The 25,842-nt window shown below is 59.3% G+C and carries 18 protein-coding genes and 4 tRNA genes; 7 read left to right on the top strand and 15 right to left on the bottom strand.

All coding sequences use genetic code 11. The features are described from left to right. The first annotated feature begins 10 nt into the window (after nt 1-10). The gene (locus tag HMPREF0762_RS00760; RefSeq protein ID WP_006361419.1) at nt 11-5,347 is read left to right on the top strand and encodes a S8 family serine peptidase; all 5,337 of its coding nucleotides are present in this window, start codon (nt 11-13) and stop codon (nt 5,345-5,347) included. Here the strand turns inward: HMPREF0762_RS00760 and HMPREF0762_RS00755 are convergent. Then, nucleotides 5,344-6,321 carry a prenyltransferase gene (locus tag HMPREF0762_RS00755; protein WP_006361418.1) on the bottom strand — a complete coding sequence of 326 codons (978 nt, stop codon included), beginning with the start codon at nt 6,319-6,321 and terminating at the stop codon, nt 5,344-5,346. The two genes, HMPREF0762_RS00760 and HMPREF0762_RS00755, sit on opposite strands and share 4 nt — an antisense overlap. Further along, nucleotides 6,318-7,484, bottom strand: coding sequence for an Mbeg1-like protein (locus HMPREF0762_RS00750; RefSeq protein ID WP_245935462.1), 1,167 nt, complete (start codon nt 7,482-7,484; stop codon nt 6,318-6,320). The genes HMPREF0762_RS00755 and HMPREF0762_RS00750 overlap by 4 nt, the downstream gene beginning before the upstream one ends. Before the next feature lie 104 nt (nt 7,485-7,588). Here HMPREF0762_RS00750 and HMPREF0762_RS00745 point away from each other — a divergent pair, with 104 nt between their 5' ends. Further along, nucleotides 7,589-8,470 (top strand): helix-turn-helix transcriptional regulator, encoded by an 882-nt coding sequence (locus HMPREF0762_RS00745; protein WP_006361416.1) that lies wholly within the window; start codon nt 7,589-7,591, stop codon nt 8,468-8,470. 1,250 nt (nt 8,471-9,720) lie between these two features. Next, on the top strand, nt 9,721-11,040 hold the full coding sequence (dinB, locus tag HMPREF0762_RS00740) for a DNA polymerase IV (protein WP_050759666.1): 1,320 nt from the start codon (nt 9,721-9,723) through the stop codon (nt 11,038-11,040). Nucleotides 11,041-11,069: 29 nt separating this feature from the next. On the opposite strand, the gene HMPREF0762_RS00735 is transcribed toward dinB, so the two are convergent. Then, complete coding sequence (locus HMPREF0762_RS00735) at nt 11,070-12,101, bottom strand: glycosyltransferase family 2 protein (RefSeq protein ID WP_040619127.1); 1,032 nt, start codon at nt 12,099-12,101, stop codon at nt 11,070-11,072. A 308-nt stretch (nt 12,102-12,409) separates the two neighbouring features. On the opposite strand from HMPREF0762_RS00735, the gene pta reads away from it, so the two are divergent. Continuing rightward, nucleotides 12,410-13,402: a phosphate acetyltransferase gene (gene pta, locus HMPREF0762_RS00730; protein ID WP_006361409.1), complete on the top strand. Its 993-nt coding sequence runs from the start codon at nt 12,410-12,412 to the stop codon at nt 13,400-13,402. A gap of 4 nt (nt 13,403-13,406) precedes the next feature. Here pta and HMPREF0762_RS00725 read toward each other — a convergent pair whose 3' ends face one another. From HMPREF0762_RS00725 to rnd, 6 genes are all read right to left on the bottom strand, one after another. Continuing rightward, on the bottom strand, nt 13,407-14,612 hold the full coding sequence (locus tag HMPREF0762_RS00725; protein ID WP_006361408.1) for an acetate/propionate family kinase: 1,206 nt from the start codon (nt 14,610-14,612) through the stop codon (nt 13,407-13,409). Between the two features lie 3 nt (nt 14,613-14,615). After that, nucleotides 14,616-14,966: a histidine triad nucleotide-binding protein gene (locus HMPREF0762_RS00720; RefSeq protein WP_006361407.1), complete on the bottom strand. Its 351-nt coding sequence runs from the start codon at nt 14,964-14,966 to the stop codon at nt 14,616-14,618. Nucleotides 14,967-15,031: 65 nt separating this feature from the next. Beyond that, nucleotides 15,032-15,283: an exodeoxyribonuclease VII small subunit gene (gene xseB, locus HMPREF0762_RS00715; protein ID WP_009078736.1), complete on the bottom strand. Its 252-nt coding sequence runs from the start codon at nt 15,281-15,283 to the stop codon at nt 15,032-15,034. A gap of 79 nt (nt 15,284-15,362) precedes the next feature. After that, a complete protein-coding gene (gene xseA / locus HMPREF0762_RS00710) occupies nt 15,363-16,793 on the bottom strand; it encodes an exodeoxyribonuclease VII large subunit (RefSeq protein WP_006361405.1) in 1,431 nt (476 codons plus the stop codon). 7 nt (nt 16,794-16,800) lie between these two features. After that, on the bottom strand, nt 16,801-17,499 hold the full coding sequence (locus tag HMPREF0762_RS00705; RefSeq protein WP_006361404.1) for a zinc metallopeptidase: 699 nt from the start codon (nt 17,497-17,499) through the stop codon (nt 16,801-16,803). Nucleotides 17,500-17,638: 139 nt separating this feature from the next. Continuing rightward, on the bottom strand, nt 17,639-18,838 hold the full coding sequence (gene rnd, locus HMPREF0762_RS00700) for a ribonuclease D (protein ID WP_006361402.1): 1,200 nt from the start codon (nt 18,836-18,838) through the stop codon (nt 17,639-17,641). A gap of 57 nt (nt 18,839-18,895) precedes the next feature. On the opposite strand from rnd, the gene HMPREF0762_RS00695 reads away from it, so the two are divergent. Further along, nucleotides 18,896-19,801, top strand: a complete 906-nt coding sequence (locus HMPREF0762_RS00695) for a diacylglycerol/lipid kinase family protein (RefSeq protein WP_006361401.1) — start codon at nt 18,896-18,898, stop codon at nt 19,799-19,801. Between the two features lie 18 nt (nt 19,802-19,819). Here HMPREF0762_RS00695 and HMPREF0762_RS00690 read toward each other — a convergent pair whose 3' ends face one another. Next, nucleotides 19,820-20,629, bottom strand: a complete 810-nt coding sequence (locus tag HMPREF0762_RS00690) for a TerC family protein (protein ID WP_040618738.1) — start codon at nt 20,627-20,629, stop codon at nt 19,820-19,822. 248 nt (nt 20,630-20,877) lie between these two features. Here HMPREF0762_RS00690 and HMPREF0762_RS00685 point away from each other — a divergent pair, with 248 nt between their 5' ends. Then, on the top strand, nt 20,878-21,657 hold the full coding sequence (locus HMPREF0762_RS00685) for a hypothetical protein (protein WP_040618737.1): 780 nt from the start codon (nt 20,878-20,880) through the stop codon (nt 21,655-21,657). Between the two features lie 187 nt (nt 21,658-21,844). Here HMPREF0762_RS00685 and HMPREF0762_RS00680 read toward each other — a convergent pair. The 3 genes from HMPREF0762_RS00680 to HMPREF0762_RS00670 form a co-directional block, all read right to left on the bottom strand. Next, nucleotides 21,845-21,920, bottom strand: a tRNA-Gly gene (locus HMPREF0762_RS00680). Between the two features lie 5 nt (nt 21,921-21,925). Then, a tRNA-Cys gene (locus tag HMPREF0762_RS00675) sits at nt 21,926-21,999 on the bottom strand. Nucleotides 22,000-22,232: 233 nt separating this feature from the next. After that, complete coding sequence (locus HMPREF0762_RS00670) at nt 22,233-23,702, bottom strand: response regulator transcription factor (protein WP_245935461.1); 1,470 nt, start codon at nt 23,700-23,702, stop codon at nt 22,233-22,235. Nucleotides 23,703-23,904: 202 nt separating this feature from the next. On the opposite strand from HMPREF0762_RS00670, the gene HMPREF0762_RS00665 reads away from it, so the two are divergent. Continuing rightward, the gene (locus tag HMPREF0762_RS00665; RefSeq protein ID WP_006361397.1) at nt 23,905-25,560 is read left to right on the top strand and encodes an FAD-dependent oxidoreductase; all 1,656 of its coding nucleotides are present in this window, start codon (nt 23,905-23,907) and stop codon (nt 25,558-25,560) included. Between the two features lie 113 nt (nt 25,561-25,673). On the opposite strand, the gene HMPREF0762_RS00660 is transcribed toward HMPREF0762_RS00665, so the two are convergent. Together HMPREF0762_RS00660 and HMPREF0762_RS00655 are read right to left on the bottom strand one after the other, a co-directional pair. Continuing rightward, a tRNA-Gly gene (locus tag HMPREF0762_RS00660) sits at nt 25,674-25,749 on the bottom strand. 3 nt (nt 25,750-25,752) lie between these two features. Continuing rightward, nucleotides 25,753-25,827: transfer RNA gene (locus HMPREF0762_RS00655), tRNA-Val, on the bottom strand. Between the last annotated feature and the right edge of the window lie 15 nt (nt 25,828-25,842).

The raw sequence follows: 25,842 nt of genomic DNA, 5'->3' as shown, positions 1-25,842 counted from the left end.
AGAATCCAGCATGATCGATTGCGTCTCTCGACGGGCGGCCGCGATATTCATGGCCCTTGCGCTCGCGGCGACCATGTGCGCCGCGCCATTAGGCGGACTCGCGCGTGCGGACGACGATCCGCATGGAATGCCGGCCGCGAAGGGAAGCGCTTCCGGCGCGCCGCACGCATGGTTCGATGCATTCTCATCCGAGCTCGCGGCAAGCGCCTCCGAGCCGTCTTCGACGGATTCCGTGCGCGTCATCCTCGAGTTCGCGCCATCGCAAGACGGTCTTGACGCTCAGGCCGTGCGCGATGCGGGGCTCGAAGAAGTCTCTAAGGCGCTCGGGCGAACGGTCGAGGCCGAAGAGACCTACGACGCGGTGTTCATCGGATGCGCCGTCACGCTGACCTACGAAGAGGCCTTCGAGCTCGCATACGTCCCGTCGCTCGCGAACGCCTTCGTCGAGCATGAATACGCGGCTCCCGAGCCTGCTCCCGCAGAGGATGCCGTTTCCATGCAGAGCCTGCGCTCGGCCGCCGATCCCGAAGGGAACCTGACGTCGAACGGCCAGGGAAAAGGCCTTGTCGTCGCCGTCATCGACTCGGGCGCCCAGATCGATCACGAGGCGCTGCGCTTGACCGACGATTCCACGGGCCGCTTGACCGAAGCCGATATCGACCGCCTGAAATCCGAGAAGGGCCTCGGCGGAGCATACGGCAACGCGAAGGTTCCGTATGTGTACGACTATGCGGGACGCGATGCCGACGTCTTCAATCCGGGCAATAACCATGGGATGCACGTCGCAGGCATCGTTGCGGCGAACTCGGGGAAGGTCCAGGGCGTCGCCCCCGAGGCGCAGCTCGTCATCATGAAGATATTCGGCGACAACGACTCCGGCGGATCGGCGGGATACGTCAAGGCCATCGACGATGCGCTCAAGCTCGACGTCGATGCGATCAATATGAGCATCGGGCTTCCGGCAGCCGGGCAGAGCGGCAACGAACGCGGGCTCGACCGGGCTCTCGAAGCGGCGCAGGCCCAAGGCGTATCGGTCGCCGTTTCGGCGGGAAACGAATCGCGCATGGGATTGGGCGCGGTCGACGTGCCGAGCACCGATCCCGACTACGGCGTCGTGGCCTCGCCCTCCATCGCAGGCAGGGCCATCGCGGTCGCGTCGTCGGATAACGACTCCATGGTCATACGCAATGCATTGCGCCTCACGTCCGGCGACGGCGAAGCCAAGGGCGTCTACGCCTGCATGCCCAAGGGGAAGCCGGTCGCCTTCGACACCGACTACGGAATCCTCGACTGCAATTTCGGATCGACCGCCGATTTCAAGGGAAAGACGTTCGGGCCGAATCAGTATGCCTTGGTCAAGCGCGGAGGAACCGAGAACGGGGTTCGTCTGACGTTCCAGGCCAAGGCAGAGAACGCCCTTGCTGCCGGAGCGGCGGGCGTCATCGTCTACGACGCTGAGAGCACGGAGCTGTTCGCGCCTGGAGTAGAGACCACGGCGATCAGCATCATCGCGGTGCCGCAGAACGTCGGACTCGCCCTTGCGGCCGATCCTGCGGCGACATGGCGCGTCAGCGAAGGATATGTGAGCGCATCGCTCGATACGGCGGGAAAGCCGAGTTCGTTCTCGGCATGGGGCGTAAGCCCGGAGTTCGACCTCAAGCCCGAGATCATGGCGACGGGCGGACACGTGTTCTCGCTCGACAACAACGGCGGCTACACGGACCTCCAGGGAACGAGCATGGCGTCTCCGCAGGTCGCAGGGTCGGTCGCGCTGCTGCGGGCGCATCTGTCGCACATGGGGGTCGATAAGGCGAATCTCTCGCTCACGGCCAAAAACGTGCTCATGTCGACGGCGGTTCCGACGAAAAACGCCGAGGATGTCTATTACAGCCCGCGCAAGCAAGGAGCGGGGCAGATGGATCTTTCCGCCGCCCTTGCGGCCAAGGCGTATCTTGTCGATCCACGCACGGGCGAATCCAAGATCATGCTCGGCAATCTATCGAAGGGCGAGGCGACCTTCGACATCGAGGGCCGCTCTCTCGACGGGCAGGCCCGCGAATACGACCTTGCGGTCTATGTCGGCACCGACAACGTGGACGAGGGGCGCTTCACCTTCGAACCCAACCGCCTTTCCAGCGCGGCGGCAGGCACGCTTTCGATCGGCGAGGGAGGCACGGGCAAGGCCTCTGTCTCATTCGACGTGACCGCATCGGAGGCCGATCTGTCCGCGCAGATGCCCAACGGGTACTTCCTCGAGGGGTATGTCATAGCGACGAGCAGGGAAGATTCCTCAAAGCTCGTGATTCCATTCGTAGGGTTCCGAGGCAGCTGGGAGAAGGTGCCTCTGTTCGAGGACTTCGTCGACACCTTCACGGGCTCGAAGCATCCGCTCTACGACCGCCTGGAGACCGCTCCTTCCGATCCCACGAATAAGGATGTCGATCTGTTCACCCATTTCAAGACCGGCGTCAACGTCGAGCAGCAGGGCGGCTTCGGGCGCGTCAAGCGCGTCGTCGTCGGCGAGCTCACACCCGAAGGGGCGACGCATCGAAGCTTCTCGAGCACGATCGCGTTCTCTCCGAACGGAGACCGCCAGGGCGACTACCTCGAGTTATCTGCGGTGCTTCTTCGCAACTATCGCGACTTGGAGGTCGGCGTGTATGCCGATGCCGCTCTGACCGAGAAGGTGTATACGGGCAATCCGTACGAAAGGGAAGGCCGGAAGAACTTCGGAGGCATGCAAGGCTATGCCTCCATCGGCAAATACCTTAAGAGCAATCTTCTGTACTGGACCGGTGTAGACGATGCGCGCATGAACGTCGAAGACGGGACCTACTACGTCGCCCTCAAAGCGCGTCCGCTCGCAGGCGATGAATACCAGACGCTCGTGAAGCCCGTCATCGTGGACACGAAGCCCCCGATTCTGACCAAGGCGTCGGGAGGTGCGCCCGACGAGGCTCTCGTCGATGCGACGGACGACGGAAGCGGCATCAGAGATCTTGTCGCCACGGTCAAGGGCTCGGGGGCGAAGGTTCCCGTGAGCCTGCGGAATGGGTCGTACGTTCTCGATGTTCCCGCCGGCGTCGAGCCGTCCGACATCGACGTGACCGCAACCGATTGCGCCTACAATGCCACGACGCGAACCGTCTCGGAGCTTGTCGGCGCCGACGATCTCTGCTCGATCACCTACGAGATCAACGATACGACGGGCAAGGATCCGGCCATCCAGGTGGACGTGACCCTCACGAACGCGGCGGGGGAGGCGGAGCTCGATCCTGCGCATCTCGTTCCCGGACGCTACACGCTGAGCGCGAAGCTCCATGGGTATTGGAAGGACGATGTCGAACTCGATCCGACCGAAATCGAGGTCGAAGTCGGGCCCGGCAAGAAGACCGAGCATGTTGTCTTCAACCTCAGGAAGTCCACGACGGTCACCTACGTGATCGTCGATTACGCCCTGAACGAAGCGGCGCATGCGAAGGCGGGCATCGGTCCGTACGACAAGATCACCGACAAGAACGTCCACCTTATCGACGAGCTCGGCGCTCCTGAGAACCCCATCCTGAACGTCGGCAACCTCAAGGGACTCGAAGACCTTCCCGCGCTTACGTCGCTTCACCTGAAAGACGGCATGCTCTACAGCACCTCGCTTCTGCCGAAGCTCTCGCATCTCGAGAAGCTTGGACTCGTCAACAAGAAGCTGGATTCGGCATCGTTCGCGAAGAGCCTTCGGAACCTCAAAGAGCTCGACCTGACCGATAACGACATCGCCCGGATATCCGCCGACGATTTCGCGAGCAAGGCGGACGGGAAGGCGTCCGTCGCCGATCTTGTGCTCGACGGCAACCGCATCGAAGACGTAAGCGTCCTTGCTTCATCGGGCATAGGCCGCATCAGCGCCTTGCATCAGCGGATCGCGAAGACGACCGACCAGGCGAGCATCGCAATTCCCTTGACCAGCCTTGACGGCTCCCAAGCACGCATCGTTGCAACCGACGATCTTGCGGTCGAGGGAAACGTCGTCACGATCACGCATCCGCAGAAGAACACGACGTACGAAACCTCCTTCGATTCGGCCGACGGCGTGCTGTCGGGCACGCTGCGCATAACGTTCGAAGGGGAAAACGTCGGTCCTCAGCCTCCCGATCAGCCAGGCGTCGCATTCGAGGATGCGACCGTCGCACGTGCGGTCGCAGAGGCGCTTCATCTTCCGGAAGGTTCCTCGATTCCTGAGTCCCGGCTTCAGGAGGTCACGGCCCTCGGATCCAAGGACGAGCCTTTGGCGGGCATTGCGACGCTTTCGGACCTCGCGAAGCTTCCGAATCTCTGCTCGATCTCCGTGGCCGAGCTTCCTGAACGCCTCGATCTCGCGCCCTTGGGCGAGGCACCCTTGCTGAACAACGTAGGCATAGAGCGGACGCCTGGATTCGATCCCGCGCGCCTTCCTGCGATGCCGGGGCTCAAGACGCTTCAGCTCACGCATGACGGCATCGCGGACATCTCGTCGCTTGCGCGCTTCACGAAGCTCGATACGCTCGACCTGACGGATAACGCCATCGAATCCATCGAGGCGCTCGCGTCCATGCCCGAGCTGTCGAAGGCCTTCCTAGGCGGCAACCGTATCGCGGATATATCGCCGCTTTCCGAAAACGATACGCTCACGAGCTGTTATCTGACCGGCAATCGGGTGAAGGACTTCTCGCCCCTCGGGCGCGCCATCGCGGCAAGCGGGAGCTACACCATCAACGCGCTCATGCAGCAGTCGGAGGCCTACGTCGAGGGAGATTCCTTCGAAAGTCCCCTGAAAGACAAGGATGGTAAGCCCCTGGCGCTTTCTTCGAGCGCGCTTGTACGCAATGAAGACGGCACCTACTCGTGGCCGGGATCCCAGGACGGCGACGAGCTCGCCATTCCGTTCGCCACGGACGATTTCAGGTTCAACGGGACGTTGACGCTGCATCGGGGCGCTGCTCCGACGCCGCCCGATCCCGAGCCGGATCCAGGCCCGAGGCCTGAACCTGGACCTGATCCCGACCCGGAGCCGTCCCCCGATCCCACGCCTGATCCGACGCCTTCGCCCGGCGAAGGCGTGCAGCCTGAAGGCCAGGGACAGGATGCTTCCGACGACGCGCGGCAGGCGGATGCAACGCAGGAGCCGGGTTTCGGATCCGGCGGTTTCGCGCGCGAGAACGCAGGAGCCCTGCAATCCGAATCTTCGCAGAGGATTCCGTCGACAGGTGACGGCACTCAGGCATTGACGACCGCAGGCGCGGCAATGTTCCTGTCCTCGGGCGTCCTTCTTGCCGCGGCGGCGCGCCGTGCGCGCGGGCGGCGGAGCAGGTTCTAGAACCAGCCGATCGAAAAGACGCTCGGCATCAGCAACGTTACGATGTAGCCGAGGCCGAGCGTCACGTTCAGGTTCAGGATCTGGGGCATGGCAGCATCCCGCGTTCGTGCGATGAGGGGATTCACTCCGATCGCGCGAAACGTCGGATAGGCGATGAGCAGCGTTGCGGGAATGGTGATGAGTCCGGCCGCGAGCGCGTCTGCGAAATCGTATCCAGATGCTCGGGCGTGAGCGAATGAAAGGACGATGAGGCAGGAGACCCAAAGCGCAAGAAGCGCATGGTATGCCTTGACCGCACGCTGCCGACCGAGCACGACCGGAAGCGTGCGTCGATGGGCGTCGATATCCTTCTCGATATCGCAGGTATTGTTCGTCATCATGATGAGCCCGATGCCTATGATGCAAGGCAGCGCATAGAGCAGCACGCTCGAATCAAGCGTGCCGGACAGGACATAGGCGCAGGCGAGCGTGATGAGCCCACCCATGACGAAGCCGCTGACCGCCTCGCCTACGGGATAGTAGGAGAGAGGCGTCTTTCCCGCCGAATACGCGGCGACGAAGAAGGCGCCGACGAGCGCGATGGCGAAAGGCACGGCGCCGGCGATGGCGATTATGTATATGCCGAGCGCGAATGCCGTGACAAGCAGGCCGACCGCGAAGGCGAGGCCGCTTTTCGGGTCGATGTTGCAATGGACGAAGATCGCGTCGGATGCGTCGTCGGAGGAGTTCTCCACCGTATCGGCGCCCTTGATGTAGTCATAATAGTCGTTGAACGTATTGACGGACGCTTGCATGAGCACGCAGATCGCGAGCAGAACGTTGACGGTGATAACGTCTATGTGCGCGGTCGGGCCGGCGCAGAGGGCCACGGCGAGCAAAACGGGAATGATCGCGGCAGGCCAGGTATGAGGCGCCGCTTCCTGCCACATGAGCTTCGGCGTGAACGGCTCGAAACGTGCGTCGCTCTGTCTCATCGGTTCCTTCTTTCTTCGGCCTGAGCTTCAAGGGCCGCCTTCGAGCTTCCGGCGAACGACCGCATGCGTTTTCGGGCGACGTCTCCTATGGCATCGCCGAGCGACTGCATGGTCTTCTGGAGCGCATCGCGGGTCGATGCGTCTATTCCGGATCCGTCCTTGATGGCTGCGGCCGCATTCGCGCGGAAATCCGCGACGATATCGCCCCATGAATCAGCATCATTCGAGGTCAAAAGGCCGAAAATGGTATTGATGAACAACGCGCGCTGCTCGATCGTGCATTTCGAGAGCCATGAGTCCAGCGTTTCGTTGATGACGAGCGAACCCTGGTTCAGACCTTCCTGATAGATGAAGTCGGTGCCTTTGACGCACCAGCTCAGCGGGTTATGCTGGAACACGCCGGTCGCGTTCGATTCGACGACACGGTACGCGCGCCCTTCCTCCATGATCATGCCGAAGATAGACGAGGCCGGAACGGTCTTCTGCATGCGCGCGCGGAATCCTTCGGTGCCGAAGCGAGGGGAGGGAGGGCTCAGGAAGCTCGGCCCGTCGTGGTCGAATGCGGCGACGACACGGTCGTAGACCCAGTCGTTGCAGCAGGCGAGCGCGTATTCGGCAAGGTTTCCACCCTTTGAATGGCCGCCGATGTACAGCTGCGCATCAGGCGAGATTTCGCAGGCGACCGCATTGAGGAAGTGCGTGGCGGAAAGCTGGGAGGGAATGACGTCCTGGAAGCACAGGTTGAAATCCTCCTTCCACCCGGTCAGCGTGCCGTCGGTGCCGCGATAGGCAACGTATGCGCAGTTCGAGAATTCGAAGAGGCATGCGCAGAACTGCTTTTCGATGACGGGCGAATCTTCCTTCTTGAAGAAGCGCACGGTCGCATCGGCGTAGCGATGGCTGCGCATGACGGCCTCGACGAATGCAGGCATGAGACCGTCTTCCTTGAGCCAGGCGAGGCGGATGATGCGTTCCTGGGGAATGAACCGCATAAGATCGATGAGCGGAATGCGCTCGGCGGCCGACGCGTCGCCGTAAGGATATTCGTCGAATTCGAGGTACGACAGCGTCGAGAGCACGAGGCTGTCGACGGGGGAGAAGGGAACGGCATCGAAGCCTTCCTGATGCGTCTTCAGGAAATCAACGATCGTGTCCTTCGCCATGCGGATCACCCCTTCGTCTGCGGCATACTGAGCTATCTTATAACTTCGCACGGAAAAGAGCAAGTGACTCGTCATTTATCGGAAACTCGGGAGAAATAGCACGCATGATAGCCTCGTGGACGCCGCTCGCGTTCGCTTTCTTCGTCGCAATCATCGTCGCGGGCTGGATTCCCAATCGCGAATCCGATGCTTTCACGTCGCTGCGGGCGCTTTTCGCCACAGCGCTTATAAGTTTCTTCCCCCTGTCCCCAGGAAGCGAACTCAATATGTGGCTCGTGCTTGTTTTCAGCATGGTTTGGGTCGTTTCGCTGGCCGGAATATCGATGCTCGTATCGTGTGAAGTTGATCGCGAATACGCCGAGTGCGGCAGCTTTTCCGTGGGAAGAAGCACCCTTTCTATATGCATCGGCGTATTGGCGGGTTTGATGATTGTCGCTTTTATCAAGTTTTCGATACCGCAGTTCTCGGAAGTCGTGGAACGAAACAGCAGCGGCACCATGCTTGTTTGCAGCCTAAGCATGATATGCGTCATGGTGCTGTTCGTTGCCACAAACGTTCTTGCCACCAAAGGAATGCTGCACGAGGTCGCACTGTTCGGTAGAGGGAAGCTTGCATTCCACGTTCCTGAAGAAACCATCGTGCACGCTGGAAAGCAAGATGCAGCCGACAACAGCGAAAAGAGGTTCCAAACCGCCGAACGGATGCAGCTACATCAAGGTTCCATACGATCTACCGAGGAATCGATACAGCAGCCTCCGGTCGTCACGTGCTGCAAGAATATTGCCTTTGAATACGGCCTTACGCCACGCGAACTCGAAGTACTCATTATCTTGGCGCAGGGCAACACGCTCGTACGTGTGCAGGAGGAACTGGTGATTTCCGAAGGTACAGCAATTACTCACAGACGCAACATCTACCGAAAACTCGACATACATAGCAAACAAGAGCTCATTGATTTTGTGAGAATAGGCGGCCCTAGCTGCTAGCAACGATACTTGCCTCCGGAAGAGACGATCGCATGTGTCAGAATTGCCGGTCCTCATAAACGCAAGGAAGACCGTCCGGTTGCACCTCTACAGATTCTACGAGAAGAAATGGGCGCAAGACCTAGCGAAGACACACGCAGGAGCGACGCCCGCAGCGGCATCGACTCGATACGATCTTGTTCGGAGTGCGCAGCCTCTTTCTGCGACCCCAGGCAAAGCCGGCAGAAGGCCCATGCAAAGCACTGCTACGAAAAGCTGTGTAAAATCCTGTCGAGAGGAGGGGCGAACTTCAATGCGCTGACGCGTCGCGACATAGCCGTCTGTATGAGAAACGTAAACAACTATCTGTGCAGAGGGATGGACTTGATGAACTCCGGTCGAACCCGCGAACCGGGTGTTCCCGCCAAGCCTGCTCGGCGCATACATAGTCTACTTTACATAAGATATATTATCAATATTTTATATCGAATGTCCTGAAAAGAATGACACGAACGATCCCTCATGAAACGTCGCCGGCTTCGATTCTACGCTTCGATCGTCGTGTCTTCTTGTTTGAAACATGAGTGCACGAATGCGCATGTGCCAAGCGTACGCAATACCACATATGTCGAACCATATGTGCCGACTCGTCGCTTCACGACAATGTGCATGGATGCTCATTGTCAGGGCCTTCTTTGTACGGCACTTTTCAAGGAATCGTCTCGTAGCTGTCAGTGAGAATCTTCGCCCCATTGGGCATGCCGTGCGAGCATGCTCGATCATACGGTTTTTCGGCTATGAACGCATTTTTCCATGCATATTCGTAGGATTTAACGGATGCTTCTTGAGCAGCGCCTAATTCTAGTCGGTTGACCTGGTGTTTTATAAATGATCGATTCTAAGCTGTTTTAAGGCCCGCTTTTGTCTCTCCCTGACTCCTCATATGGCAAAAATGCGGTTTTCGGTTCCATAGATAGCTGGAAATGCCACTGCCATGCGTTCTCGTGTTTCTCGGTCGACCAGCAACTGCTAAGACCTTTGCATCATGGAATCGAGATTTCGAGCACGCGCGAATGCAGAACGACGAATACGCACTGTTCTGAATGCAATATCTCAACATCAAGATGTTCGTACAACATAGCAGCTGCAGCTGCCACGACATGTAAAGCAAGACAAACCCTCATGACTGAAAAGACGAAGAACCTGCTTTCGAACACAAGATCGAACGTGATAGAATACGAACAAATATTCGTATAGAGGGAAGAGGCCTGGTGAAGCTTCCCACGAACATACCAGGTGAAACACCTTGGAGAGGCAAAGCCATCTTGCTCGTGGATCTGGATGCGTTCTTCGCATCGGTCGAACAGCTCGACCATCCTGATTGGCGTGGGAAACCCGTTATCGTCGGCGGCGATGCGGACAAGCACGGCGTCGTTTCCACAGCCAGCTATGAGGCGCGTGTCTTCGGCGTTCATAGCGCCATGCCATCGTCTCGGGCGCGCACGCTTTGCCCGCAGGCTATCTGGACATCCGGTCATTTCGATCGCTATCGAGAGGTCTCGCGTGCGGTCATGGACATTCTGCGTGACGAAAGCCCCTATCTTCAACAGGTCAGCATCGACGAGGCGTTCTTGGATGTCACGCCGACGCGCGTGAATACCGAGCATCCTGTCGCCATCGCTCGACGGATTCAAGAGCGTGTTGCCGATCTGGGCGTCACGTGCTCCATCGGGGTCGGCTCCAGCAAGACCATCGCGAAGATCGCGTCGGATTTCGATAAACCGAGCGGGATGACCATCATTTATCCAGGTCAAGAGATTGAATTTCTCTCCCCTCTTCCCATTCGCACGATGTCCGGCGTAGGTGAGCGCGCCGAAGAGGCTTTGAAGGCCCATGGCATCGACACGTTGGGCGACTTGGCGCATGCGCCCGATCGTCTTCTCGAGTCGATCTACGGCAAGAACGCTTCGATGATGCGCGATCGCTGCTTCGGACTCGACGCATCGTCCGTCTCGTCCAGCAACGAGGTCAAATCCGTATCGAGCGAAACCACTTTCGCCGTCGACCTTATATCCTACGACGACATACATAATGCGTGCGCGACCATGGCTGCAAAGGTCGGACGCCGTCTGCGCGCCAAGGAACTCAAAGGCCGCACGGTGTCGCTGAAACTGAGGTTCGCCGATCGATCCATTCGCAACGCCCAGGTCAAACTGCAGGTTCCGACGGACAATGAGCACGAAATCATGGTTCATGCCGCATCTCTGATCAAACGCGTGTGGAGCGCGCCTTCACGTGTGCGGCTCGTCGGCATCGGCGTATCGGATTTCAGGGAAGATGCTGCTCCTGTGCAGGAAGCGCTTTTCGATGCGGATTTAACCGATGCCGTTCAGGATAGCGACAACGACCGCGCCATGTCCTCGGCAGATCGCGGCGATGCGATCCTGCAACGGCATGCGCGCGAACTTGCGAGCGCGACGGATATCGTCAGAAACCGGTTCGGAGAGGCGGCGGTGTACTTCGGCCGAGATCTTCATGTGAAAGAGAACACGACCGGCACGGCCGCCAAGAATCCCGAAGATTACGCATGATCGATTGCCAGGCGCGCCCGTTTGGCCTCTTAGTTGAACTTGAAGATCCTGCGTGCGACGGCATATCCGGCAAGCCCTACGCGGCGTCCTGCTTCGCCGGGAAGGTTCAGGGCCGCGTTGATGAGCGAATGCCTGATCTTCGGTGCGAGCTGCGGACGACGGATGGCAAGATACTTCCAGAGCGATTCGAGGGCCGCATCGTTCTCAGGCGTGCGGTGCATGCGCAGGAATACCGAGCTGATGGCCATCATCATGGAAAGGTAGGTGCGCATATACCGGCGCAGTTTCTCGGAAGGCACGTCCGCATCCAGATCGACCGCATCGATCATCGCGCGAGTCACACGCACCTGCTGGTCGCGGCGTGAGTACATGACATCCTGGTTGACGCTCTGATCCTCGCGGCCGATGAAGTACCGGTACAGATCGGCATCCAGATAGTACATCGTCTTCACATGAGGCAGGGGCACGTAGACGAAGATGTTATCGACATAGAACGTGTGCTTCGGCAGTTTCAGCCCGCAATCGCGCAGAAGCTGCGCGCGATAGATGACCGAATGCATGAGCAGGTATTGGGACTGGCGGAAACCCTTGGTGTCCTCCCACCCGAATTGCCTTTCCGTCGGGAACACGTTGCGATAACGCATCGTGGTATGCGTGCCCTCGTGAACCTTCTCGTATACGTAGTTCGCTATGACGAGATCGGTCGGCTCGGATACGCCGATCTGCGAACGCACGTAATCGAGCACCTTTTCGAGCGAATCGCGATCGAGCCAGTCATCCGAATCCACGACCTTGAAATACAGTCCTGTCGCGTTCGCGAGGCCGGTGTTGACCGCTTCGCCATGCCCTCCGTTCGGCTGATGAACCGCTTTGATGACCGATGGATGGCGTTTTTGCCACTCGTCGGCGCGCACCGCGGTGTCGTCTTTGGTCGAACCGTCGTCGACGATGATGATTTCGATGTCATTGCGCTCGTCGACGCAAGCCATGATCGACTCGATGCAGGTATCCATGTAGGCGGCCGAGTTATAGCACGGAATGGCGAATGAAATGGCTTTCACGATGCTCCTGTCGAATACGTTGGTATGCAGCCGCGATCGTCGCGCAGAGCGTTTCTGGTGCGGCGCGCGCAACGGCGACCGATACGAGTCGGTGCGGCTTGCGCGCATGCGGTATCCATTATTGCCATTCCGGCCTTTCGATGCAATTTCGCGATGTCAACAGATGCCGCATTCCATCTATATTTCGCCCGCACGACATCCGGTGCTTGCGCAGCACGGCGCATCTCTGCAAGAATCGTCGTATCAGCGCGTGAAGCCGAAACGTCTTCGGTTTTGCGACGAAGATCTTCGCCTCGAAAGGATCCTGCATGTCAACGTTTATGAGCGATGTATATTCCCAGGCCAAAAAGCAGAAGACTACGATCGTGCTTCCTGAAGGAGAAGACGAGCGCACGCTCGTCGCGGCCGAACGCATCCTTACCGAGGGGCTCGCCGACCTGATCATCATCGGGAATCCGCAGGCCATCGCATCGTCGGGATACGATTTGAGCGGCGCGACCGTCATCGACAACACGACCGACCCGCTGCGCGCCGAGCTTGCCGAAACGCTCTTCGAAATCCGAAAAGCGAAGGGCATGACGATCGAGCAGGCCGATGCGCTGATGGACGATGTGACGTATTTCGGCACGATGCTGCTTAAGACCGGCCGCGCCCAAGGGCTTGTGAGCGGTGCATGCCATCCGACCAAAGACGTTCTTTCCCCCGCCCTGCGCGTCATCAAGACGAAACCCGGCACCAAGGTCGTGAGCTCGTTTTTCATCATGGAGATTCCGAACGAAGCCTACGGCGACGACGGCCTGATGCTGTTCAGCGACTGTGCGGTCTGCATCCAGCCGAATGCCGAGGAGCTTTCCGAAATCGCCGTCGCATCCGCCCGATCCTTCAAGGATCTTACAGGGGCCGAACCGCGCGTCGCCATGCTCTCGCATGCCACCAAAGGCAGCGTCATCGACGACGATGCGGCGAAGGTCGTCGAAGCGGCCCGCCTTGCTCGCGAGAAGGCGCCGGAATTCCTGATCGACGGCGAGCTTCAAGCCGATGCCGCAATCGTGCAGAGCGTCGGCGCTTCAAAGGCGCCGGACTCCAGCGTCGCTGGCTGCGCGAACGTCCTCGTCTTCCCCGACCTCGATGCCGCCAATATCGGTTACAAGCTGGTCCAGCGTCTTGCGGGCGCCAATGCCTTCGGCCCTATCACGCAGGGGCTCAATGCGCCGATGAATGATTTGTCCCGCGGCTGCTCGGCCGAAGACATCGTTGCCGTCGTCGCCATCACTGCCGTTCAGGCTCAAGGGATCGCATAGGTTCTTACGGAAGCCTCGAAACGATGTCGTAGGTATCCTGGGCGATCATGAATTCTTCGTTCGTCGGGATGACGATGATCTTGACCGGAGACTCGTCGCGGGAGATGAAACGTTCTTTGCCGTTGTGCCTGAGACGGTTCTTCTCCTGATCGAGCACGATACCTAAAGGCTGGAGGCCTGCGAAGATGAGGCGACGGATGCGCTCGGCATTCTCGCCGACGCCTGCTGTGAGGACGATGGCATCGACACCGGCCATCTCAACGATGTACTGCCCCAGGTATTTCCTGATCGAATGCGCATACATGTCGTAGGCGAGCACGGCGCGCTCGTTGCCGGACATGGCCGCGTCGGTCACGTCGCGCACATCGTTGCTGATGCCCGACACGCCCAGAAGCCCTGACTTCTTGTTCATGATGTCGTTGACTTCGGCGGCGCTCAGGTTCTCGTTCTCGATGAGAAACGGGATGATGGCAGGATCGATGGAGCCGCAGCGCGTTCCCATCATGAGGCCGTCGAGGGGCGTGAACCCCATCGAGGTATCGACCGCTATGCCGTGGTCGACTGCCGAGATGGAGCAGCCGTTGCCGAGATGGCAGGTGACGATCTTCAGGTCTTCTATGGGACGTCCGAGCAGCGCGGCGCACCGATGCGCGATATAGCGGTGCGAGGTGCCGTGGGCCCCGTACTTGCGGATGCGATGCACGCGGCAGAGCTCGTAGGGCAGCGGGTACATGTATGCCGATGGCGGAAGCGTCTGGAAGAACGCCGTATCGAACACCGCCGTCTGCGGCATGCCGGGAGCAAGCTTCTGACAGACTTCGATGCACGCGAGCGCCGGCGGATTGTGCAGGGGCGCCAAAGGCGACAGACGTGCGATCTTATCGATGACGTCCTGGTCGATGAGGACCGATTCATCGAAGAAGTCACCGCCATGCACGATGCGATGGCCGATGGCATCGATTTGATCGATCGACGTGATCGTCGATCGATCGGAATGCGTGAGCGCATCGAAGACGACGCGCAGCGCCTCTTCGTGATCGGCCATGAACTGATGGAAGATACGCTCGTCCTTGTCGGCGCCGTGTTTGATGTAAGAATTCTTGCTGCCGACGCGCTCGCAGAGGCCTTTTGCCAGCATCGTCTGCGTGTCGGTTTCGATGAGCTGGTACTTCAGGGACGAAGAACCGGCATTCAATACGAGGATCTTCACTGTCTACCCTATTTTCTTCGGTGACCCGTCATTCATGGCTTCGCCGCCAAGCACGTGGACGTGCAGATGATGAACCGATTGCATGGCGTCTTCGCCCGCGTTCGAGACGATGCGGAAACCGCTCGCATCGATGCCCTTGAGTTTCGCGACCTTCCGCGCGGCGGCGAAGACTTTGCCCAGGATTTCCTCGGGCACGTCGTCATTCAGGCTGTCGTAATGCTCTTTCGGGATGATCAGGGTGTGGACCGGCATCATCGGCGAGATATCGTCGAACGCGTAAACGTCATCGTCTTCATATACCTTGTTCGAAGGAATATCTCCCGCAGCTATCTTGCAAAACAGGCAGTCGTCCATGCTGCGTCCCCTTTGCTTCACGAATGCGACCGAATACGCGCAGTGTACTTGAAAATGACGGATGCCTACGAAAGCGTGGTGTCAGTGGTAGCGTCGTCGGCGCTAGCGTCCAACTGCCCCATGAGCACCTCGACCTTCTGTTGGGCTTCATCGAGGCGGGACTTCAGCGAAGCCAGCAGACCGACGCCCCGTTCATACTGCTTCAGGCTGTCTTCGAGCTCGAGACCGTTGCCTTCGAGGCTCGCGACGACTTGGTCGAGTTCGGCCATAGCCTCGCGAAACGAAAGCTCGTCGATGTTCTTTCGGGTATCTTCCATGATCCATTCCTTTCTTGAGCCGAACGCGCGGGGTGCGCGCATCGTGAAATGCGTATGCGCAGAACGCGATTGAAAAACGTCAAGACCCTCTTCGTTCTTGGGAGACCGATTCGACCGAGCAGTCCAGCACGCCGTCCGAGACGCGGACTTTGATCGCAGAACCCACGAGGCCGGCATCCGCATGCTTCACGACGTGTCCATCCTTATCGGTCGCCATGGCGTAACCCCGCGACAGAATGGAGAGCGGCGAGAGATCGTGCAGATGCCCGGCGCGCAACGCCAGGTCGTGCCGCGCCGCAGACGTCAGCGTTGCGCCGATGGCGCGCATGCGCTCGGTCGCGGATCCGAACGCGGCGGCTTCGTGGTCGAGGATCCGTTTTCCGGAGGCGTTCAAACGAGTCTGCATGCTTTCGAGCCGGGTCCGTCGTGCGTCGAAGGATACCGATCGTCTCAGGCGGCCCTCATAGGCGTCGAGCGACGTTCTGTTGCGCGCAAGCGATTCGGGCAGGGCTCGATGCAGGCGATCGGATGCCATATCGAGCCGCATGAGGTCCTCCGCGATCAAAGCGGCCGAGTCGCGGAAGACGGGGCGTCCTGCGACGGCGTCCAAACGGATGCGCGTGCGCTCGAGACGATGGCCCAGGGGACCGGACAGGCGTTCGGCGTAGGATGCGAACAACGCGTTCATCTGTTCCGGGGACGGCGAGACCGCCTCGGCCGCCGCCGTAGGCGTGGAAGCGCGGTGGTCGGATACCATGTCGGCGATCGTCGTGTCGGGTTCGTGCCCGATGCCCGTGACCACGGGAACGGGCGACGCGGCCACCGCGCGTGCGAGCGCCTCGTCGTTGAACGGCATGAGGTCCTCGAAGCTACCGCCTCCGCGCACGAGCAGGATGACATCGCATCCTTCCAGCGCACAGGCCGCAAGCGCGCGCACCATGCCTTCGGCTGCCGTCTTGCCTTCGACAGGCACGCCTGCGACCGACACCGTTGCAAGGGGGAACCTGCGTCTCAGCGTGCGCAGGACGTCGCGCACCGCATCGCCTCGCGGCGAGGTGACGACGCACACCTTTTCGGGAAATCGCGGAACGGGACGCTTGCGCGCGTCATCCATGAGGCCTTCGGAGCGAAGCGCACGTGCGAGCGCGTCGACCTTCTGACGGAGGTTTCCCTCCCCCGCGATTTTGAACGACGATGCTTTGAAGCTCATGCGTCCCTTGGGGGCGTAGATATCGAATTGACCGGCGACCTCGATCTTCATGCCGACGCGAAGCCCCGAGGTCCGCTCGTATATGGTATTCCACATCATGCAGGGCAGAGACGACTTCTGATCCTTGATGGTGAAGTACACGGCGCTGTAGCCGCGCTTGGCGTTCACTTCCGAGACTTCGCCCAGGATGACCAAGGGGAAGCCCGAAAGGTATCCGTTCATGCGGGCGATGGCTTCGGTGACCCCGAAAGGCTTGCGGCCCTCGCCTGCTAGCACGTCCTCTGCGTATCGATACGCCATGGCGCGCCTAGTTGTCGCGAACGGAAAGGAGCATGTACAGGAACTGAATGAGGGCCGTGAGCGCTGCGGCGACGTATGTGAGCGCGCACGCGCGCAGAACCTGCGAACATGCTGCAAGCTCGCCCTGGTTCATGCCGCAATCGCGCAGATACGCGAGTCCGCGCCGCGATGCGTCGAATTCGACGGGAAGCGTGATCAGATGGAACAGAAGCACGGCCGCGAACATGACGATGCCGAGTTTGATGAAGAACGCGCCGAGGGCGCTTGCGGCACCGAAGAAGATGCCCATGAAGAACACGATGATCCAGCCGTTGGACGCGAGTGATGCGATCGGAGCGAATGCGCTGCGTACGCTCATGAACCAATACCCCTCGGCGTATTGGCAGGCATGGCCGACCTCGTGCACGGCCGTCGCGACGGCCGTCAGGCTGGTCTGGCCGAAGGTCTCGGTGCCGAGCGTGACGGAGTTGTTGCGAGGATCGAAATGATCCTGGTTAGGCCCTCCCTGATAGACGGGAATGGCGCCGATGCCCTTGTCGTGCGCCATGCGGCGCGCCATGTCGACGCCTGTGACGCCCCAGGAGCTCTGGATTCTGCTTTTACCCTTGAGCTGGGACGACACATATGCCTGCGCTCCCCCGCCGATGATGAGCGTCAGGACCATGACCGCGATGTACAGGCCGAAAGAACCGCCGGAGAAAGGCATGCGTGCTCCTTAAAATCGTACTTACGTTCGTTTTTCATGCATTATACGGTACAGGGCCATCGCCGCGAAGCCTTACGTTACGCCGTAATGAATTCGTATCCAAAAAACGACGTTGCATGCGCGATCGCATGCGAAAGCCCTAAACAGCGGCCGAAAGCTCCGTCGGGTCCTTCGGCTTTCCGCTTCTAAGCCGACGCTTGGACACGCGCAGCTGACCGTCTTTGATCGTCAGCGTGAATTTTCCCGCCATGAGCTTGAGCACGTCTTTTCCCGCGATGGCGCGCCGCCATCCTTTCAGGAGGTCGCAGTCGTCCGTATGTCCGCGCGCGATGCGCGCGAGCTCGGCGTTCGAGGTGATCGCGGAAAAAGCGATGGAATTCTCCCGTGCGCGCTGATGGACGAGCGCCGCGAGGAGCGCGGTCTGCGCGTCGACGTTCTGCTCGCCGCGAGGCGCGCGTGCGAGCGACGGGCATTCGTCGTCGGGCGTTTCAAGGCCTTTTTTGCACGCGGAGAGCACGTCACGCGCCTCTTTCGTGGACAGCGCCGACGCAACGCCCCTGACCATGAACATATCGTCGATCGATCGAGGCTCACGACGGCAGATCTCCACGATCTGCACGTCGGAAAGCACGGCCTTGCGCGGGATGTTTCGTTCCATGGCTTTGCGTTCGCGCCATGCGGCGACATGCTTCGCGCAGGCGAGCTGGCGGCCGCTGAGCTGATTGACGTTCTTCAGGTGCCGCCAGCGGTTTTCCGGATCGACCCGATACCGCGAAGGATCGACGAGCTCCGCGAAGTCGTGCTCGAGCCAGCTCGCGCGTCCGAGCGCTTCGAGGCGTTCCGTGAGCTGACGATAGATGCGCGGCAAGTAGACGACGTCTTCGAGCGCGTAATTGATCTGCGAGGAAGACAAAGGGCGTCGCGCCCAGTCGGTGAAGGAATCGGCCTTCTTCAAGCGTACGCCGCATTCGTTCAGAACGAGCGTCCCATAACCGACCTGAACCGTCTGTCCGAGCAGGGCTGCGGCGACTTGGGTGTCGAAGATGGGATCGGGCATGACGTCGAGTTCGTGGAACAGGATGTCCAGGTCCTGGGTCGCCGCATGGAACACCTTGACCACGGACGTATCGACCATCAGATCGCGCAGCGGAGAGAGGTCGTGCACCTTGAGGGGATCGACCACGACCGACCGTTCGTCGGTTCCGAGCTGGATCAGGCAGAGCTTGGCCCAGTAGCAGCGCTCGCGCAGGAATTCGGTATCGATCGCCACGACGTCGCAGGTGCGCGCAAACGCGACGAATTCCTCCAGTTGCTTCGTATCGGTGATGTACAACGGCATGTCCTTCGGTGTCGGCGCCTCGATGTAGTACGATTGCTCAAACGGAAACGAGGCCTTATGAAAATCCTTATTATAAATAATCTCGCTTCGGGACAGTATGATACCGCCATCTACGACTTCATCCGCTCGGCCGCGCGCGACGGCGATGAAATCTGCCTGCGCAACACCGACGGAACCACGCCCATCTCGGCGCTCATCGAAGATGCCCGTACGTTCGATCGCGTCGTCGCTGCAGGCGGCGACGGGACCGTGGCCTGCGTCATGTACGCTCTGCGGTACTCGGGCATCCCGGTACTTCCCTTCCCTTCCGGAACGGCCAACCTGCTTTCGATGAACCTCCAGAATCCCGAAGAGCCCCATGCGCTCGCGGCATTGCTGCGCGACGGCCGCATCCTCGACTTCGACATGGGCGAGATATCGACCGAGAACGATAGCCGCGGATTCGCCATCATGGCCGGCTCGGGCTACGACGCGACGCTCATGGCGACGGCCGCGCCCGGCAAGCATGCGCTCGGCAGCATGGCGTATTTCCTGGCCGCGAGCGTGAATCTGCTTCCGCAGCGCTCCGACATCAAGCTCACGATCGATGGCGTGTCGTACGAGACCAAGGGCATCGGCATCGTGCTCGTCAACTTCTCGAAGATCACCGCGGAGCTTTCCATCACGCATGTCAATCAGCCGCGCGACGGTATGCTCGACGTCGTGGTGCTGAAGGCGAAATCGGCCTTCGACCTTCTGCCGTCCATCTTCGCCGCGCTGCTCGACGTCGACGGCAAGTTTCCCGATCGAGGAGATGCGCTCGATATCTACTCGGGCAGGGAAATCACTGTGGAAGCCGATCCCGCCTTCCTTATCGAGCACGACGGCGAGCCGACCGAGCTCTCGACGCCCTACACGGTGCGCGTGCTGCCTGCCGCGTCGCGGCTCGTCGTGTCCGACGACGCAGTCAAGCTCTTCGAATAGGACGGCGTCGAGCCTCGGCTAGGATGCATCATCCTCCTTCGGGCGTTCGATCCTGAAGTCCGCTACGCGCCTGTTGTACGACATCTGGATCAACTCAAGCACGAAAGCGAAGACCATCGCGAAATACACCATGAGCTTTTCGGCGTGCATGTCGAAGACCTCGAAGCCCGAGTTAATGCCCAGCCCGTCGAGTACGAGCAGGATGCCGATGACCGTGATGAATGTGAGCGCGAGAATCTTCATCTCCGGATGGGAGTTGATGAAATCCGAGATGAAATCGATGAAGACGATCATGAGAACGATAGCGAACAGCACCGCGATGACCATGATGATCAGGTGGTTCGCAAGCCCGACCGCGGTGATGACCGAGTCTATCGAGAACACGAGGTCCATGACGACGATGGTTCCGACCGCCTGAGGAAGCGAGATCAGACGCGCGTCCTTATGCTCTTCCGAATGTTCGGCTTTAAGCTCGGTCAAGGCGAGCATGTCGCGCACTTCGTCGATGCCCTTGTAGATCAGATACGCGCCGCCGCAGAAGAGCACGAGATCGCGCACCGAGACGCCGTGGGTATAGAAGCCGAGGTCGATCGTGAAGAGCGGCGTGGCAAGATGCACCAGAAACGATGCGAAGCAGAGAAAGGCCGCACGTCCGAAGAAAGCGCCGACAAGGCCCAGGATACGTCCGATATGCTGCTTGCCGTGAGGAAGGCGGTCGGTGGTGATGGCGATGAAGACGAGGTTGTCCACGCCGAGCACGATTTCGAGGAAGATGAGGGTGACGAGGCTGATCCACGCTTCGGGCGTGGCGAAGATCGAAAGATCCATGCGGCTCCTTTGCATAAGAGCCGAAGCGCAAATGGGGGCTCCGGCACAACTGACATGCGGCTGTGCCATGAGTCTCGTTATTTCAGACACGCCAGGCGCGAATGCGCCGAGGCTGTTGACGTGTCGCATCGCAGGCCGAAGCCGGATGCCAACTACTCCCCCAAGGCATGGCGCATCGTAGCATACAGGGACAGATAAAGCGCTTTGGTATAATGAACCGTCTCATAATTGTCACAGAGGAGCATACGATGGCTTCAACATGGAGATCGGGTTCGCACGATTCCGAGGCGCAGGAACCCGCACGGATCAACTACCTGGACGGTTCGGTTCTTCTGCGCGATATCCGCATCCCCAACAGCGTATACGTCGTCACGCTCGTCGTCTCCCTCGTCGCCGCCGTGATCGGCGGATCCTTCTTGCTGAAGACCTCCGATTCCATCCTGCATGCCGACGAGCGCAAGGCCGAGGCCATCCATGCGAACCTCACGCGCGACGTGAGCCTCGAGCTTCCTTCCGCATCCACGCTCGCGGATTCCGATATCGACGCCGCAAACGAGTATTTCGCCGATTCGGGCTATCAGACCATCGACCTTTCGAACGACGAGCAGGCGCGCATCGTAAAGATTCCGAGCGATGCCTCGACCGTCGACGCGAAGGTGGCCTTCGCAGCGGGCATCGACAAGATGAACGGCGAGACCGCATCGAAGTACCTGCCTGGCACCTGGATATACTCGTCTTCGTATTCCGGCTTCGACAAGCGCCTGCGTTACTGCGATTTCGCCTCGCCCGATGCGACGGCGGCCGTGCAGGCGGCGATGGACGCGCAGGGGTGGATCGATGGCGAGACCGTCACGGTGACCGACGAAGGCCAGGATTCGGTCGGCAACATCTATCAGGAAGGCACCTTCGAGACCGATCGCGGCGATTACTCCTGGCGCATCTCCGCCTGCCCTCTCAGCGCTGTCTACAGCATTTCCGGACTGCCTGCGAACGTGTCGTACGTAGGCATTCACATGATGCAGGCGTAAAGAAGCAAGAGGCGCTCTTTTCTGCCAGCGTATCGAGCGTTCTCCGGACGTAAGACGCCGTAAGACGCCTGCTGAAACGCAGCAAGGATCTCATCTTGGCGGCATTCGCGCATTGAAGCGCGTCTGTCGGAACATGAAGCAGATACGAGGAAGGCCCCGCATGAAAGCGGGGCCTTCCTTTGGTTTCTGGAGCGGACAACGGGGTTCGAACCCGCGACCCCCACCTTGGCAAGGTGGTGCTCTACCAGCTGAGCCATGTCCGCGAAGATGGAGGCGAGAACCGGATTCGAACCGGTGATGAGGGCTTTGCAGGCCCCTGCCTTACCACTTGGCCATCTCGCCATCCATGCGCGCGACCGAAAGCCGCGCAGGAGAGAATAATACCGAAGCCCCATTCGGGGTGCAAGCTTTTATTTGCTGCCGCTTCCGCAACCACATCGTTATGCGCAGGCGCACGCTGGAGATTGAAGCGAATCCTTATGCGATCCGATTCGCGAACGCATTCTATATTCGTGCATCGAATGCTTTTCATGTGCATTCATGCCAGCGTTTTGCATGCGCCGCGGATACCGTAGTCAAACATCGCTTGGGCGCACCGCTTCGTCCTTCATGCGGGCGAGCTTCTCATGCGTGAATGCTATAAGCTCCTGCTTGTTGCTCACGCCGGTTTTCCGATACACGTTTCGCATATGGGTCTTTGCCGTGTTCTGGGCTATGACCAGCGTGCTTTGGATATAGGGCGAATCGCGCCCCTCGGCAAGCAAGGTCATGACTTCTTGTTCTCGCGGAGAAAGCCCGCATGCATCGGAAATCGCGGCACATGCATCCGCAAGGACGAACGAGCGTTCGGCCATCTGATGGCTTTCGATGAGCCGTCGGGCATCGTGCGAGGTGAACACGAAACTTCCGACGACGACCGACAGAATGCCGCAGATGAGCGCAAGTGCCGTCACGAACGATGTTCGGTCACCCGCGCCGAGGAGAGGTCCCAGGACTGAGACGGTCGCGTATCCGGCAAGCGCAGCCATCGCCTCTATCATGCACGATCGAGCCAAGACCTCCTCGGCCGGCCGCTTGGTCCGTGCAACGATTTCAGCATTCACGAACCACATGAACAGATCGCACGCGACAATCCCGCCGAGCATAAGCGAGCATCCGAACTCGAATACGCTCGTCGCAGCAAGCGCAAGGAGGCATCCGATGCTGATGATGGGATTTCCGAGCTGATGGATGCGTCGGAAGGCCGTCGAAGGCGAGAACCGTGCCGTCATAGCGACGATGCAGGCGCTCATAGCCAAGGGACCTGCGATCAAGGCGATATGAAAGCCTGGCGAGGCATCAAGAGATGCCAGTGCGGAAAGCGATCCGAGTGCGAAAGAGAACGATGCAACGAATGCGAGGATCTTGAAGAGAAGACGTCGTTCCATCGAAGAGGGCTCGCCATGCCTGCGCACCTGCTGACGTCCGACATGCGTCATGTTGAGTATCACGCTGCCCAGAAGCAGAAGGACGCTCGAAAGCGCCGCCGACACGATCGGTGGCATGACGATCGACAGGATGCACAGCAGCATCGCGAACAAAGATCCCATAGAGACGTTCAACATCGCACGTTCGGCACGGGCATGCGCCCAGACTTCGTTGCCGCGCAATACGAGAAGCATATAGCAACATCCTGACAGCACGCAGGAAATAGGAAGCACGACAAGAAGGGCGAGGCCTTCCAGAGGAACGAATATCAGTACGGTCATAAGGGATCCGAGCGCTCCGATGAGAAACGGAGGGACGGAACGAATAGGACCTGCGACGCGCACGTTCGTCTTGGATGCGTACGAAAACACCGCTCCTGCGCCGATACCGGCGAGCAAGAATCCTATCGAAAGAACCATCTGGTCGAATCCTGCGATTCGTCCGACGCCCCCGCCGAAGAGCATCGTCATAAGCCAGGCATACGTGCATCCGAATCCGAAATTCTCCCAAGTTCGATGACGGATAAGGCGGTCTCTTCCGATGACCGTCTCTCCCGAGAGCATGTCTCGACGCCCCATGAGCCCCCTCGCTTCCTATCGGCATCATTGTACGAAAGGCCGAAATCGCACGTCAAAGCTTTTCACCCTTTAAGGTCTATATATGCATCCATACAATATTCATACCTCAACGGTGAAGTGTATGAGCAGGTCAATGACTACCGTGCAGGTTGTAGGGATCTGTGGGAGCACGTGCTCCTCGAGTCGAGCCTAGGAGGGCATCATGAAATCGGGCATGGATCGTCGTTCATTTTTAACCGGCGCCGCAGCGACGGGGGCGCTAGCCGCTTTCGGCCTTGCAGGATGCACGGAGAAGGCCACGGAAGCATCCAAAGGTTCGATGTCCGGAAGCGGCGTTGGAACCGAAACGGATGCTTCGAGCTATTTGAATCCAGGAAGCTATACCGTTGGGGAAACCGCGAATTATGACGTTGTCGTCGTGGGCGGCGGAGGCGCGGGCATGTCAGCGGCGACGCGCGCGGCCGAACTCGGCCTTAAAACCGTGCTGCTCGAACAGCATCCCGCCACAGGGGGCACCTCTCTGTTCACCGAAGGTCTCTTCGCGCTTGATTCCCATATACAGAAAGAGAACGGGAAAAACCCTGCAGATCTCGGATACGATATCTACACGATGGCGATGGACTACCATCACTGGTATGCGAATGGAAACCTGTTTCGCAAATACTGCAACGATTCGGGCGAAGACATTGCATGGATGGAAGAGCAGGGCATCGTTTTCACCGGCACATCGACGATGTGCGGCAACGAATACAACACCTGGCATCTTTACGAATACACCGAAGGACAGCCTTCCGGCTACAACTACGTTATGCAGTGGGCTGCTGCGGTCGAAGCTGCGGGCGCTACGATCGTAACCGGCAGCGAAGCCGTCGATATCATAGTCGACGACGGTGCGGCCAAAGCAATCGTCGCAAAAGAAGGAGATACGTACAAGCAGTACAACGCATCGAAGGGCATCATTCTCGCTACGGGCGGGTATTCCGATAATCCTGACATGATTCGTGAATTCGGCAAAAACCCCGATCGTATCCAGCCGATGGGTGCCGGCGGACGCATGGGATTCGGCATCAATGCAGCTCGGAAGGCCGGCGGCGTGCTTGCACCCTCCCCCGGATGCATCGTTCCCTATGGCGGGTGCATTCCCGGCATCGATTATGGCACGCATCTGTACTGCGCATCGGCGTTTCAGCCGTACTTCTGGGTCAACCAAGATGCCAAACGTTTCGTCAACGAATACTACGCTGAGCGCAACTTCAGCTTCTCCGGCGACGCCCAGGCCATGCAGGACCGCGTCATTTCCATAGTCACGCAGGCGCAGATGGATACCATGTATGAACACGGAGGCACCTTCGGATGCGGCGAGTACATACATGCGGGCGAGCCTCTTACCATGCTGTGGGATCAACTCAAAGAACAGCAGGATGCGGGCAATGAGGCCGTTCACGGCCCAATCGACACGATCGACGAGCTGGCGAAGGAACTCGGGCTCGATGCGGATGCTCTGAAATCCGAGATAAACGCCTATAACGGGTATTGCAAGGAGAAGAAAGACCTTGAGTTCAACAAGGATCCGCAATACCTTTTCGCTCTCGATGAAGGTCCTTACTACGCTTTCGAACTCAAAGTCGGTATTTTCTCAACCGTCGGGGGCATGAAGATCAACAACGATTGCCAAGTGCTCGATGAGAAGAATATGCCCATTGCAAACCTTTATGCCACGGGATGCGATGCTGGCGGACTGTACGGGGATGCGTACGACGTGTCGATCTGCGAAGGATCCTGCCAGGGATTCGCGGTCTTCACCGGCAAGACGGCGGCGGAAGCCTGTGCCGGCAAGGGTGAGTTCGCAACCGCCTAGCGCTGCAATCGACCGACGCACGCGAGGCTCGTATCCCTTGCCGCCGCTTATATATAACGAAAGTTTCCTATGTGCGAAAAAGGCCCCGCGTTTCGGCGGGGCCTTCGAAGTTCTGGAGCGGACAACGGGGCTCGAACCCGCGACCCCCACCTTGGCAAGGTGGTGCTCTACCAACTGAGCCATGTCCGCGAATGGTGGGCGTTACAAGATTTGAACTTGTGACCTCTTCCGTGTCAGGGAAGCGCTCTCCCCCTGAGCTAAACGCCCACGTTTCTGTGCCGG

It is taken from the genome of Slackia exigua ATCC 700122 (assembly GCF_000162875.1).
Taxonomy (GTDB): domain Bacteria; phylum Actinomycetota; class Coriobacteriia; order Coriobacteriales; family Eggerthellaceae; genus Slackia; species Slackia exigua.
This window is presented reverse-complemented; position numbering and strand designations above follow the sequence as displayed.